At 42.4% G+C, this 15579-nt stretch carries 6 protein-coding genes; all 6 read right to left on the reverse strand.

Annotated features, from left to right (window positions below):
• Positions 1–196: 196 nt before the first annotated feature.
• Complete coding sequence (locus BLQ57_RS03860) at positions 197–3472, reverse strand: VCBS repeat-containing protein (protein ID WP_087938060.1); 3276 nt, start codon at positions 3470–3472, stop codon at positions 197–199.
• Positions 3459–6761, reverse strand: a complete 3303-nt coding sequence (locus BLQ57_RS03865; protein WP_087938059.1) for a VCBS repeat-containing protein — start codon at positions 6759–6761, stop codon at positions 3459–3461. The genes BLQ57_RS03860 and BLQ57_RS03865 overlap by 14 nt, the downstream gene beginning before the upstream one ends.
• Positions 6758–7321 (reverse strand): hypothetical protein, encoded by a 564-nt coding sequence (locus BLQ57_RS03870; RefSeq protein ID WP_169712701.1) that lies wholly within the window; start codon positions 7319–7321, stop codon positions 6758–6760. The genes BLQ57_RS03865 and BLQ57_RS03870 overlap by 4 nt, the downstream gene beginning before the upstream one ends.
• Positions 7308–10592: a VCBS repeat-containing protein gene (locus BLQ57_RS03875; protein ID WP_087938058.1), complete on the reverse strand. Its 3285-nt coding sequence runs from the start codon at positions 10590–10592 to the stop codon at positions 7308–7310. The genes BLQ57_RS03870 and BLQ57_RS03875 overlap by 14 nt, the downstream gene beginning before the upstream one ends.
• Positions 10593–10655: 63 nt before the next feature.
• Positions 10656–12146 carry a RagB/SusD family nutrient uptake outer membrane protein gene (locus BLQ57_RS03880; RefSeq protein WP_087938057.1) on the reverse strand — a complete coding sequence of 497 codons (1491 nt, stop codon included), beginning with the start codon at positions 12144–12146 and terminating at the stop codon, positions 10656–10658.
• Between the two features lie 19 nt (positions 12147–12165).
• Positions 12166–15159, reverse strand: coding sequence for a SusC/RagA family TonB-linked outer membrane protein (locus tag BLQ57_RS03885; RefSeq protein WP_087938056.1), 2994 nt, complete (start codon positions 15157–15159; stop codon positions 12166–12168).
• Positions 15160–15579: the final 420 nt, after the last annotated feature.

Below are 15579 nucleotides of genomic sequence, written 5' to 3' on the forward strand. Positions count from 1 at the left end.
TGATTGGTTTTCTTATTTTTTAACTCCAAAGCTAAACATCAAAATGCTTTTGGTCCTAGGAGTAAGAGTTCAAATTCAATGGTTAGAATTGGTTTTAAATTTAAGCAATGCCTTACAAAGCTCAAATTCTAATCGCCAATCGCATTGAAGGGGATCCAAAGCTATACTCATTTTTGAGTTGCGCAAATGACTTTGATCAATTTTCCTCAAGTTTTACTTGATAGACAGGTCCATTATTTGTAAGCACCCAGATTTGAGCCTGATTTTGGATTTTGAGAGAAAGGATCTCCCGAACTTCGGCGTGGAGTGGAACTTGGTGGGAGAGGGGTAAATTTTCCCAACCGAAACTCGTCCATTTTAATTGATAAAAAGACTGAGCACTTGACCTTCCCAAATCCACTCTAAATCCCTCCTCGTTTCCTCCTAAACTGAGCGTATGAGTGGATTCATTCCAATGAATGACTTGTATGGGACTTAACTGATTTTCCCATGGAAATGGTTCAAAATCAAAGCTTCCGTCAGCTTGTTGGAAATATACCCCTGACCTGAGCTCTACTGCCTTTTTTGGGTTTACGCCTTGAATCAATTCAGCGCCAAATAGAGATTCGGGGGATTCTATTTCTGCATAAGTTGCATAATTGGGGTGCAGGCGCTTTACCGAAGGGATTTGTTTGATCAGATCATCACGAGTAGCAAAAGGTACCAGTTTCTCCTCCATGTAGTGGAAAATCAAAGGATCGGATTGACCATTTTGATCAAAATCTGCATGGTAAAGCCAAAGGGGTTGTTCTATACTTGCTTTGAGTTTGGAGTTTAGCCCAAGGTTGCCGACAATCAAATCCACAAGTCCGTCTCCATTGACATCTGCTGGTTTTAGGGTATTGATCCAGCCCGAAGAGTTCTCAAGGCCTGCAAGCTGCACTTCCTTAATCTTATTTTCTACCAAACTGAAAACGCGAATATTTTGCCAGTCTCCTGTGAGTATCAGTTCCTTTTTACCGTCCTGATTGACATCTGTCCAAAGGGCTGAATTAATCATCCCTAAGTCTGAATCAGTTTCCAAAAACTCAGATGTAGCTTCTCTAAATCTGCCTGCACCATTATTGATCAAAAGATAGCTTTTTGGATTCGCACCATAATCTCCCGATACATTAGACACCCCTACAAAAATATCCAAGGCTCCATCTCCATTTACATCTGACATCGCAATGGCCGAGGTGTTTTCTCCGATAGGAGGCAATGAATTGGGCGAAAAGCTGAAATTGCCTTTTCCATCACCAAAAAACACCCGGTCAAACAAGAATAAATTGCCGGATTCCACTTCATTTCCGCCACTTGCTACGTAAAGGTCAAGCACTCCGTCTCCGTTTAAGTCAGCAAATTCAGCAACTACATCCTCAGCTTTTGCCAGTTGCTCAAAAAAGGGATTGGCAACAACCCGAAAACTCCCGTCTTCCTGTTGAATGAACAGACTTCCTGCCTGATCCTTGGCCCCGCCCAAGTAAAGGTCATCTAAGCCATCTCCATTGACATCTGCCATGGCGACAGCAGGTCCTCGATTGGCAAAGCTTTTTGGAATCAGGTACTCTCGGGTGGATTCGTCGAGTTCGGTATTTTCCTGATGCGTCCAAGCTATAGGAAAAGAGTAGGTTCTAATCTCATCTTTACTTTTTTCGCTTTTGAGGATAATGCCACTTCCTTGTTCTATAACTAGTTCCTGATTGCTTGCACTTCCTTCAAATCGCTCCAAAATCCCTTCAGGCCACTGCACAATAATAGAGTCTATCTTTGCCGTTTCCCCTAAGCCAAAAACCAATTCGGGTGGAGTTCCTGATTGGAAGCCTCGACTAGTACTCAGTCGCTGCCTCCAAGTATTGTTTCCGGCAAAAACCTTAACCTCGGCCCCAATTGCCTGAGAGTTTCTGCCAGAAGATTTGAGTTTGATTTTAAGAAAGTGATGATCGAGTCTTTCACTTCTATTTTGATAGATAAAAGCCTCTTGATCGATGTTGTTGATGATCAGATCTAAGTCGCCGTCGTTGTCTAGGTCTGCATAAGTGCTCCCATTGGAATAGCTAGGCTGATCCAATCCCCATTTTTCAGCAACCTGTTCAAATTTCAGCTTCCCCGTATGTTGAAAACTGTAATTAGCAAGCTTGACCTTGGGCAGCATGTCAATCTGCTTTTTGCGGATTTCTTCCAAGCTGAGGGTAGGATCGACCGTTTGAGAATATTGGATAAAATCCAGATCATTTGCACGCTTGACGATGCCATTGCTAATATGCAGGTCAGTGAGTCCATCATTGTCCATGTCAAAGAGAAGGGGAGACCAGCTCCAGTCTGAGGCAAATACCCCGGCATAAAGTGCTATTTCGCTAAAGCCTTGCTCTCCTCGATTGAGTTGGAGATGATTTCTGACGTATTGATCTCCATATTTCAGATTTTTTTTGATTTTATAGACTTCCGACTTGTCCTCACCGACAGACTTCATCCAGATTTCGGGAACCTCAGGAAGCATATCGGTGGTGATGATTTCGGGAAGTCCGTCCCCATTGAGATCGGCTGCATCATTTCCCATAGAATACCGGGAAGTATTGGAGATGAATTTTTCTAGGGATTCGGTGAAGGTCCCGTCCTGATTATTCAGGTAGAGGTAATCGTTTTCGGTAAAATCATTGGAAACGTAAATATCCGGCCAGCCATCACCATTGAAATCTTCTATGCTCAGCCCCAGACCAAAGCCCAAAATGCTAGAATATATCCCCGCTTCCTCAGTTACTTCCTCAAACCCAAGGCCTCCTTCGACGGTAAGATTTTTAAACAACTTATCTCCGCTCTCATCAGGAAGGCTTCTATTCTCAGCTTTCACAAAAACCTCCGGGGACTTGATCCCATGATTCAAGAGGTAGAGGTCCAAATCCCCATCTCTATCGTAATCAAAAAATGCAGCATGAGTACCAAAGCCTTGGAAATCTATTCCGTAATCTGCAGCTGATTCCTTGAATGTCAAGTCTCCCTGATTGATGTAGAGTTTGTTTTTTCCCTGCAGCCCAAGATAATTCCCTACCTGGGTTACATAGATATCCAAGAATCCGTCACCGTTTACATCTGCCATGGTAACTCCTGTGGACCAGCCTCCATCCCCACTGACCTCTGCCTGATCTGTGATGTCTTTGAATTTAAAATCTCCTTGGTTGAGATAAAGCTTATTTGAAACTTGATTTCCGGTAAAGTAAAGGTCAATTAGACCATCATTATTGATATCCCCGGCAGCGACTCCTCCACCATTGTAGAAATAGAGGTAGTCGAGGATATTCAATGCTGAGGTCGATGTGAGCTCATTGGAAAAGCTAATCCCGGTTTTTTCGCTCGGGAGTAACTCAAATAATTTGTCCTCTTCTTTTGGCTTTTCGCAGGATGAAAGAAAGAGTCCAATTAGCCCTAATCTAATAAATAGCTTATTCAATCGCATATTCCCAGATTTCCGCAGCCGCGTCGTTTTTTACAATCAATAGCTTTTTATTCGATAAAGTTGAAATACTTCTAATATCTCCCTCCAGTTTTAGCTTATGTTTAGCGTTAGGTAGGTAGGTAAATGTGCCATCTCCATTTCCCAAGAGGACTTCACCGAAACTCGCATCTGCTTTTCCGATTTCCGGTTTGATTCCGTACAGGTTTCCACCCAAAATCAAATCTAAGATTCCGTCCTCATTGAGGTCCAGTACAGCTATAGCAAAAACCCAAGAACGTTGGGCCATTATAGGAAAGGGCTTCCAGTCAAACTTCCCTGAGCCTTGATTCATCAATACACCCGATTCAAAATGATTGACTTCCTGAATGATGGATTTGGAAAGGATTTTCTCATCAAATACCTGATCCAAACTTTGATTATTGTAGCTACTGTAGCGAACGTATTTTTTTCTGATTTCGGGGATTTGCTTTTCTAGCTCATGCTTAAGTGCAAAAGGATATAGCTTTCCATTTTCTTCAGTAGTAAAAATCTGCTCTATAGATCCATTTTGATCAAAGTCATTCAAGTACATTCGAATCGGGCTATCGCTGCTAGCTTTAAATCGAGAATTTAACCCTTGGTTACCCAATAGGATATCAGGTAAACCGTCTCCATTTAAATCCGCTATTTCCAGGGTTCTATACCAGCCTTTCAAAGAATCAAGCTCAGGCATTTCTATTCGTTCTAGCTTTCCTCCTGTATTTTTGAAGAAAACAGGAGCCATCCAATCACCCACCATCACTACATCTTCTAAACCATCTTGGTCCCAATCGATAACTTTTGCCTGGGTGATCATTCCCAACTCTTTGAATTCGGGTGCTAGAGTGGAGGATTCATTGATGAAATTACCCTCCCCATCATTGATCCAAAGCTGACTGTTTGCCGGTGCACCATAGACAAAGGGTACCAATCGCTCTGTGATGATGAGGTCTTTGGCCCCATCTTCGTTGATGTCAATCAACTGAACCGAAGAGCTGCTACCACGAATTTGTTGAAAACCAGCATTCAGATTTTTTTTGAAATTTCCACTTCCATCATTAAAATAGAGCCTATCTGCCAAATCAGGAGCATTTAGTGGGGATTCATTCCCCCCTGAGGTCACTAGTAAATCCAAGGTTCCATCTCCATTGGCATCAAAGAAAAGTGCATCAGTATCTTCCGAAATGGCATCGGATTCAAAAGCTGCCTGTGCGACTTCGGTAAAGGACCCTTGAGCCGAACCCAAAAATAGTTTTCCTGGATGTCCTTTTGCTCCACCGAGAAAAAGGTCCTCAATACCGTCACCGTTCACATCGCCTTTTGCAAAAGCAGGCCCCTCGGTAGAAAGCATGTGGTAGGTGAGTCGATCACGGTCAAAATCCACAAAAGGGTTTTCTTCATGGGTAAAGTCTATTGCCCAATTGTTGGAAGGAGAAAATTGTAGCCCATTTAACCCCCGATTGATAGGTTCCTGATACTGCTGGGCATCCTTCCAGTCTAGCCGAACCAATTGATCTGCTGTGACATTCTCCAAATAAGTAGATGATCCATCAGGCCAAGTGATACTTATTTCATCCAATTGGCTGATTTCTCCCAAGCCTAAGGTCAATTTGGGATCCACAGAAGATTGAAAGCCCCGATTGGGCATCTGTTCCAAATAAAAGAGTTGATCTCCTGCCCGGGCTCTTATTTGTGTCCCAATCGCAAAGGTGTTTTTTCCTTTTCCAATGAGACGAAACTGAATAGAGTGATTTTCTGGCTGTAGTTCTTTCTGAGCATTTTTGAAAATCTGGGCAGGTCGATTGACATTGTTAATGACCAAGTCAAGTGTTCCGTCATTGTTTAGGTCTCCATAAGCTGCACCATTGGAATGGATGGCTGCGCCTAGACCCCAATCGGCTGCTTTGTTTTCAAACTTCAAATCTCCCAAGTTTTTGTAGGCATAATTCGGAATCGGATTGATCGGAATGGGGTCAATCAGAGCTCGATAATCTACTCCTTCCTGAGTGATGATCTTAATCTTGGTCTCTTCATTGTCGATGAAGTTGAGGTAGTCCAAGTCAGTAATATCTTGGTAGATTCCATTGGCAACAAATAGGTCCCTCAGGCCGTCATTGTCCATATCAAAAATCAAGGCGCCCCAGCTCCAGTCTGTGGCCTCCACATTGGCCATTCGCCCCATCTCACTGAAGGTACCATCCCCATTGTTGATGTGGAGCATATTTCTAGAGAATTGATAGTGGTAGCCATGGGTTTTGTTAAACTGAAACTTATCCCAATTCTCAAAAGTGGTGACTTGTTTTAAGCGGGGCAGAGGCTCTGGAAGCATATCCGTAACAAAGATATCTAAGAGTCCATCTCCATTGATATCAGCAATGTCTGCCCCCATAGATGCTGCAGAAATGGAGCGCATGGAGGATTCTAGCGATTCGGTGAAAGTTCCGTCCTGATTATTGATGTAGAGGTAGTCTTTTTCAAAAAAATCATTGGAAATAAAGATATCAGGCCAGCCATCTTGATTCACATCTCCTATCGTGATGCCCAATCCAAAACCTATGATAGAGCCATAAATCCCAGCCTCCTCGCTTACATCGGTAAAGCGATCGCCATCATTTCTAAATAATTTATCGCCTCCTACAGGATCTCGTTTTGGGCGTTCATTTTGCATCTTATTAAAGCTTCCGATGGCTTGATAGCTGTTGTTGAGCAGATACACATCCAAGTCCCCGTCTTTGTCATAATCAAAAAAAACTGCGTGGGTGGAGAATCCCTGATCTGCTAAGCCGTATTCCTCTGCTTTTTCTATAAAAGTACCATCGCCTTGATTGATGAATAGTTCGTTTTGTTTGTTATCCCCAGAAATGTCTCCTGAGTTACAAACATAAATGTCCAAAAGGCCGTCTCCATTGACATCTGCCATGGCTACTCCTGTACTCCAGGCTCGGTTTCCCGCTACTCCAGCCTGCTCGGTCACATCCTCGAATTTGAAATCTCCTTGATTGAGGTAGAGTTTGTTGCTGGTCAGATTTCCGGTAAAATAAATGTCCAGCAAGCCATCATTATTGACATCACCCAAGGCTACTCCACCACCATTATAATAATTCCGATAGGTGAAAATGTTAAAATTTTCATCAAAGGAAAGATCATTGCTAAAAGCTACCCCGGAGCTTTCTGGAGATACCTCTTGAAAAAGTGTAGGCTCAGTTTTCTCCGATTTGGAGCAAGCTAGAAGCCCGACGAAACCTGCTAAATAAAGTGCATTTATCTTCATGAAGCTTCTTTTTCGATTTGCTTGTAAATAGGAAGATCTACTATTTCTGCGCGGACAGTGGATAGGTCTTTCTTGAAAATTCGGATTCTTCTATTCCCGTCTATTTTTACAAAAGCGATCAGGCTTTTATCTTCATTGCTCACTTCAAAGAAACCTTCTCCGTACAAGCCTTCAAAATATTGGACAACATCCTCACGAAGTTTTTCTACGGCCAATTCCTCATTCCAAGGAGCCCATCCATCGTAAGTGAAATCAACGGGCATGTAATATATTTTATCTTCTTCAAATTTAGGATAAAACCTCATCCTGCCGGAATTACCGGATGGTAGCTTTGGGATATATTCTACCATGAGTTCGGTAGGGCCATTGTTGAGGAGACCTTCTTTGTTTAATTCCCAGCAAGTTTCAAAAAACTGCTTTCTATCCATACCGAGCTCCAAGCCAAGAAAGAGCTCTTTTACCTCTTTTCCTGAAGCTAATTCACGCTCTTCTATTTTTTGATACTCAGTCTGGCATCCTAATAGAAGTGCCATTAGAAATGCTAGATTAATGTATCTCATAGAGTATTGGTTTATCGTCATTGCGTAAGACAAGTAGGTGTGGTTTGTTTTTTAAATAGAATGGCTGAATGTCTCTGATTTCGCCAGAAATAGCCAATCCGCTTTCTGAAGGAGGAATCACTTTCCAAGACTCCTTTTCAGTTCTTTCTAGAAGCCATCCATAGCTGCCCAAAGCGCTGCCCCATTCCGGCTTAATTCGGGATTGATTGCCTCCTAAAATCAAGTATTCCCCACCTGCGGAATTTTGGAAGGTGGTAGCGGCATGGACTGGCGCAAACTGGACTTCAATGGGTAATGTGCGTTTGCTGAATTTGCCATCCCCCTCATTGATCCAGAGACTGGTTTCTAGCAGATCTAGCTCCAAAATTAAGGAATTTGAAAGAATTGCCGGAGGGAAAAGTTGCTCTAGGCTTTTGTCTTGATAGGCAGCGTAAGTGATGAGTTCCTTTCTAAGATGGGGCAGCTGTTTGAGCAAAGTGCTTTTGGTCAGTAGGGGTAGAGATCGGCCATTTTCATATCGCGTTAGAATGGGGTCCCATGATCCATTTTGATCAAAGTCATTGACGTACATTCTGGGGATGGAGCCTGATGGGAAATGGAGACGGGTGTTGAGCCCCACGTTTCCTGCTAAAATATCCGGGAGTTGATCTCCATTTAGATCTTTGACCAGCAGGGTGTTCCAAAGTCCCCTTGTTTTGCCTAGTCCAATTTCAGCGGTGATATCCTCGAAACTTCCTTTTGCAAGTTTGAAAACCTTTATTTCCATCCATTCTCCCGCAATGATTAATTCCTCCACTCCGTCCTGATCTAAATCCGCCAGTGCACCGCTGCTAATCATTCCGATTTGAGAAAGTGCAGTGTCATCCTTTGTTTCCAGTTCAGTGAATTGTCCATTTCCTTGATTTTCCCATAGACTCAGCCCCATGGGCTTTCCATAGTGAAAGGGTGCGGCCCTCTGACCTAAAATTAAGTCTAGATCTCCATCTTGATCCCAATCTGTGGAGAGGACAAATGAAGTGGATTGGCTTGGGAAAACTTGTGTTACCTCCGGGAAATTTCCCTTGCCATCATTCAGATAAAGTCGGTCTTGATAAGAAGGACTTCCTTCTCCCATTTCTATACTTCCGCTGTAGACAAGTAAATCCAGGTAGCCATCCTGATTGGCGTCAAAAATATGAGCACCGATATCCTCTGCGAGAAGAATGGACTCATTTTCAGGTAATAGTTGAGTATCAAAACTGCCATCCTCTTGCTGAAAGACCAATTGAGATGCTTGTCCTTTAGCGCCCGGGAAAAAGAAATCAACGAGTCCGTCTTGGTTTAGATCTCCCTGTGAAGCTTTTGGACCTTCATTGCTTATGGACCAGAATCGAAGCCTATCTCGGTCAAAATCTACAAAATCACTTTCTTGATGGGTGTACTGAATGGGAGAGTCCACTACAGATAGCAGCGTTTTAGAGGGTGCTTTTGGAGCTTTGGGCTTTGCGGCTTTCCGATCGATTTTTAGACTTTGATTAGGAAGGATTTCGGTATAAATAGATCGAGATTGATCGGGCCAGTCAATGTGGATGGAGTCGATGACTTTGGTTTCTGCCAATCCAAAATGAATCCGTGGATCTACGGAAGACATGTAGCCTTTGACGGGTTGGTATTCCTGGGTAAGCCTCTGACCTCCGGAAATAAGGGTGACTTTTGCTCCAAATTCGCTGCCTAAATCTAGCGTCAAGTACTGTCCCATTCCCTGTTCTCTAGCTGAGTTTCTGTAGATACTCGCCTCAGCGTTCAGATTATTTACTACTAGGTCTAAGTCGCCGTCATTGTCCAAGTCACCATAAGCTGCGCCGGTGCTGAAAGTAAGCTCGGCCAACCCTGAGGAATTGGCCAGATTTTTAAAATCCCAATTTCCATGATTTTTAAACCAGTAATTCTGTAAGGGATTGGAGGGAAACTCATCGATCATTTTGGTAATCAAGAGAGAGTCTGCTTTATTTTGGAGGATTTGTTCCTGCCGATTCATATAAAAATCTACATAATCAAAATCTGTCAGATCCTTGACGATACCATTGGCGACGAAGACGTCTTTCCATCCATCTAAATCCGCATCGAATATCAAGGCTCCCCAACTCCAATCCGTGGCATGCATTCCCGTGAGTCGGCTGATTTCAACAAAAATCGGATCTCCTGTTTCCGGATCCTTGCCTAAGTTCTTTTGTAGGGTATTTCGAGTAAACTGCCGATGATAACCCGCTTTGAAATTTGCCTGATATTTATCCCACTCCTCAAAAGGAGTTTTTGTCTTTATCCGAGCTAGGTCCTCGGGTAGCATTTCAGTGACAAACACATCAAGGAGGCCATCATTGTCCAAGTCTGCAATATCTGCTCCCATGGATCCGAGACTGATTTCTGGCATGGATTCGGGCAAAATCTCCCGAAAAGTTCCATCTTGATTGTTGAGGTAAAGATAGTCTCGCTCGAAAAAATCATTGGAAACATAGAGATCCGGCCAATTGTCATTATTGAGGTCCGCTACAGTTACTCCAAGCCCATAGCCGATACTACTGCCATATATCCCTGCTTCTTCACTGACATCGGTAAAATAATCTCCATCGTTGCGATAAAGCTTATTTCCTCCCTCGGGATCTCTTATCTCCCGCTGCCCTTCACGGAGATCATAGATTCCTACAGACCTGCCTGAGTTACTCAAAAGGTAAAAATCCAAGTCTCCGTCTTTGTCATAGTCAAAAAACACGGCATGCTGCGACAATCCTCGATCGTTTAGACCATAGGATTTTGACATTTCTTTAAAGGTCAGGTCACCTTGGTTGATAAATAGCTCATTATGTCGCTTATCTCCTCCGAGAGGTCCTGATTTGCATACGTAAATATCAATTAACCCATCTCCATTGATGTCTGCCATGCTGATTCCCGTGGACCAGTTGCCCGTGGACAGCAGTCCCGCAGATGCTGTTATGTCTTCAAATTGGAAATTACCTTTATTAAGGTAGAGTCGATTGGAAGTTTGGTTTCCTGCAAAAAAAATGTCAATCAGGCCGTCATTGTTGATGTCTCCCAGAGCTACCCCGGCGCCATTATAAAAATTCCGGAAGGTATAGGGATTAATTTGTTCTGTGTAGTTCAGGTCATTGCTGAAAGTGATTCCGCTGCTTTCTGAGGGCACTAATTCAAAAAGTATTGCCGCTCTCTCTGTTTTCGAAGCACAGGAGAATAGGAGCATAGAATAAATCAGGAGGATGATTTCCCTGTTTTTCATATTCGTAGTAAAAAAAAGGAAGTGTACGAGGGTACACTTCCTTCAAGCTTAATTGGTTATTGTTTAATAACCTGGGTTTTGAGTCAAATTAGGGTTAGCATTGATCTGCTGCAAAGGAATAGGGAATAAGGCTCTAAACGGCTCTGATTGCCCTTTTTCCCACCAAGGCTGATTCCACTTCCCAAACCTGATCTGATCAGTTCTTCTAGATGCTTCAGCGAAGAATTCATAGCCTCTTTCGTTGAATATGTCGTCTAAAGTCAAAGTAGACAATGGATCAAGTCCCGCTCTTTCTCTTACCATATTGAAAGGACCGAGTGCCTCTGAAGTATTACCTTGACGGAAAGCTGCTTCAGCTTTAGTCAAATACATGTCACTCAATCTAATCAATGGATAATCGTTGCTGAGGTTTGAAGCAGCACCATTAGCGATTTCATACTTACCTACCCGCACACCGGCCTGTCTGAAGGCATTTGGTGCTAGTTGATTGATCTCAGGAGTGAAAGTCAATGGGGGTCCATCAGGATCGCCTGCCTCAGCAGAAATATCCTCTAGTCTTGTGCCATCAGCAGCGAATTGAGGTCCCTCTAGGAAGGAGTTTTTTCTAACATCATCGTCGTCAAAAGAGTTGTAAAACTCTTCTAGCGATGCATATCCATTCCAAGGTTGCTCCTGTAAGTTATAGGTGGACTGACTGGAGTAGTGAAGGGTCATCTGTCCAATATTAAATCCACCGGCATTATTCTCATCGTATGGAAGTGTCAAGATATTCTCTGTAGAACCACCATTTCTTGTAGCGAAATTCGCGAAGAAATTTGAAGAAAGAGAATAGATACCGCTATTGATAACCACATCAGCAGCAGCTTCAGCGTCAGCATAGCGAGGAGTACCAGTATAAACTTCAGAGTTCAAGTACAGCTTGGCCAAAACTGCATGAGCAGAATAGTAGTTCAGTGTAGTTTTGGTATCCTCTCTTGGAAGAAGGTCTACATTTTCTAAAATAGAGGACTCGATGAAGTCAAAAACTTCCTGACGGCTATTATTTGTCGGATTACCATCCAAATCATCTTCTGTAATGATCGGGACATTCCCAAAGCTGTCAATTAGCCAAGAATACACCAAAGCTCTTAGCACGCGGAGTTCTGCGGTCAAGGCCTCTACATCTCTATAGGCTACGATAAGGTTATTGATTTCACCGATTGCTGTGTAGCAATAGGACCATGAGTTATTGAAGGCTTCATCAGAAGGCTGCCAAGTATGTCTGTGCATTCTCAGCCATAATCCACCATCTTCCCAGTCAGCTCCCTTTTGAGGAATGGCAAGAGCATCCGAAGATACCTCATAAATGGACCAAATGCTGTTATGAGATCCCCAGCTCCCGACGATACGAGAGTAAGCGGAGGCTTTCAAGACATCAATCAATACTGGATTGTTGCTATTATTCACCTCTTCTTGTGTAATCCCATCCAGCACCTCTTGATCCAACTCCCAGCATGATCCCAGCATCAATGTCGCAGGGATCAAAAGAAAGGTTTTTCTAATTGATTTAAACATATCTCTGTATTTTGATTGATTATTTAAAGTTTAAAGAAAGTCCCAATGTGAAGGAACGAGTTTGGAAATACGTATTTCTTCTTTCAATACCTGGAGATAAAGAAGTAGTAAATCCGTCATCATTTTCAGAATCATTCACTCTCACTTCAGGATCGATACCTGTGTAGTTGGTAATGGTGAATAAGTTCTGTGCAGCAAAGTACACTCTAAAAGAACCAATACTTGGCGAATTGGTTTTGAAATTATACCCTACTTCCATGTTATCCAATCGGATAAAGGTCGCATCTTCTACATACGAACTGTTGAAGGTTGGAGTTGAAGTGATAGATGGATTCGTAGGTGTTTTTTCAGTTACTACAGAATTCCATGTGGTGGAAGCACCATCAGCATTCTCATAGAATCCTCTGTAGGAGTTGTAGAGATCATGTCCCCAAGCTCCTCTTAAGAAGAAGTTTAAGGTGAATTGTCTCCAAGCAAAGTTGTTGGCAAAACCAAACTCACCTTTTGGAAGACCGTTTCCTAATCTTTCAAATTCATCCGGATTGGTAGTAGAAAGAATGTATTCTCCACCTTCAGAGATTCCCAATAATCTTGGACCATAAATATCACCCAAAGTTTGTCCTACTCGGTTGTAGATAATCGGGTTGTTGTTCTGACCAGGGGATCCTGGAGGTGCAAAACGCAACTCATCAAATCCAAGTCCTCCTGAAGCGGACAAACTTTCAATTTGTGTTTTCTGATAGATAGTAAAGTTACCACTTGGAGTCCATAGCACTTCCCCAAGGTTCAAACCGTTCACTGCAACCGCAAATTCAAAACCTGCATTGCTCAAGTCCGCCAAGTTTACCCAAGTACTACCTACAGTGTTGAATCGTCCTGGGTCAAAGATGTTTGGTCCACCACCCACTGGCACGTTGAATAGTAGGTCAGAAATATTTCTGGTGTAGTAGTCCATACTACCAGTTACTTTGCTATCCCAGATTCCAAAATCAATACCCACGTTAAATTCTCTCTTGGTTTCCCACTTGAGGAATCGGTTAGGGTTAGAGTTTTGTACGATACCTACATAGACATCATCTGTGGTCAAAGGATCGCCATCCAAATCAATTCGGTTTCCGTTGCCAAATACACCCAAAGCTAAAGTAGGAGATGGAGGAAGGTTACCTGTCACACCATAAGATACACGTGGCTTGAACTGATCAAAAGGTCCCATGTCAAATAGCTGAGTGAAGTCAGATCCTATGGAGAAGGCAGGGAATACACCGGTTTGATTTTCCGGTCCGAATCCTGAATAAGTCTCCGCTCTGACAGATGCGGACAAGAATAGGTAATTATTATAATTGAAGTTAGCTCTACCAAATAAGGAGTTCAATTGATCTTGATTGGCATAGGAGTACATATCGGTATTGTTACCTACTCGAATCGCACCTGCTCCTATGTTATCCCATCCAGTATCAAAAAGGAACTGTCTGGATCTTGCTCCAAAGCCTTGGTTTTTGGTGGTTTGTGTACCTGCACCACCCAATAAAGCCATATTTAAACCATCTGTGATGTCTAATTCATAACGGATGGTAGATTCAAAGATTCGCTGAATTCTGTCATTGGTGATTCTTTCTGCAGAGCCTCTAGCTCCGAAACCAACCTGAAAGTCCTGTCTTGACCAGAATCCACCGATTAGTTCATTTCTTCTGTCTTCAGAATATTGAGCAGATACAGTCAAATTTGGAAGAATGTCGTATTCAGCACGGTAAGAGGTCAAAGCTGTTTTGATTTCATTTCTAAACTGTTGCTGATTGATCATCGCTACAGGGTTGAAGAAATCAAATAGATCTCTTTGGAAATAACCTCCAAATCGCTCATTGGCATCTTCAGTGTTTTCGAAGATCGGAGCAGTTGGATTGTAAAGAGTCGCATATCTGAACGCCGCATCATTAATTGAATTTGACTCTACAGTAGTGAATGAAAGGTTGACGTTCATTCTCAACTTATTGTCAAATGCACCTTGGGATAGGTTGACGCGTGTATTCAAACGCTCATTGGAGGAGCCTTTAACGATACCGTTGTTATTACGGTAGTTAACAGAAGCCAAGTAATTGGTGTTGTTAAAGCCACCGGAAACACTGGCATTGGTCGTATACGAATAGGCATCGCGGATCAATTCTTGTCTCCAATCGGTATCGCTGCCAAAGTCTTGACCTCCTCTAGCTACAAATTCTTCTGCAGAAAGGATTGGAATCAAGTTAGCCGCACGGTCCATCGTCCCAAAGGAATTGATGTTAACTTCAGCTCTACCTTCTTTACTTCCTTTCTTGGTGGTCGTGATCAAAATCACACCGGAAGAACCTCTAGCGCCGTAGATCGCTGCTGCCGAACCATCCTTCAATACATCAATGGATTGAATGTCATTAGGATCGACGTTTTCCAAGGATGCACCGATTACTCCATCCAATACGATCAATGGAGAGGAGTTGGCTCCGAAAGTGGAAAGACCCCGAAGTCGGATGTTGAATCCTGCATTTGGATTGCCTCCTGGTCGGGTGATCGATAGACCAGCTACTTTACCTTGTAGCAATTGGGCCGGATTAGACACGTTACCTCGGTTGAAGTCTTCAGGAGAAACACCTACTACTGCAGAGGTGATTTCCTTTTTGTCCTGTGAACCGTAACCGATGACCACTGCCTCTTGAAGACTCTGAATATCTTCTTCAAGATTGATGGTAAATGTACTTTGGCTGCCGATTTCAATTTCTTGAGTAAGGTAACCAACGAATGACACCACGAGAACTTCGTCTCCCGGTCTTACTTCCAAGGTGAACTTTCCGTCAAGGTCTGTAGGTACACCTCGGGTGGTACCTTTGATCAAGACTGTTGCACCTGGAACAGGGTCTCCAAAGGAGGCATCCAGGACTGTACCTGTGATGGTTCTACTTTGGGCATTGGCTACTAGCGTCGCTCCAAAAAGGAGTAAGATCGCAAGCGTCAATGTCTTTGCTTGTTGTAAATAATTTCTCATAGGGTTTTTTGTTTTTAAAAAGCGAAATAGGTATGAGTACTTAATTTCAAACCTAATGTGATGCATTAATTTTAATTTTGCAATTGTTAACAATTGCCTTTAGTGATTGTTGAAAAACAGTCCATTAACAGAATAATGTATATTTTAATGAACTGTTAATAAATAATTATTTTTGGTATCAATACATTAATGGAAATCGATTTCCATTTACGAAAAATTAAAAAAAAGCAATTTTATTAATTATTTGAAAATTCAATCGATTTCGAAATTCTTCTCTTTTAGCTTGATTTTCACATTTTTAAAAAAATTAAAGAAGTCCTGATATTTTGTTGAAATATTTTTTCCGATAAAATTGAAATTCATTATTTAATTCAGGCTTTAGCCAACCTTTTGTCTTCTTAAAGCATCTTAAATCTGAGG

Origin of the sequence: Algoriphagus faecimaris (genome assembly GCF_900101705.1) — a bacterium.
In the GTDB taxonomy this organism is placed as follows: Bacteria; Bacteroidota; Bacteroidia; order Cytophagales; family Cyclobacteriaceae; genus Algoriphagus; species Algoriphagus faecimaris.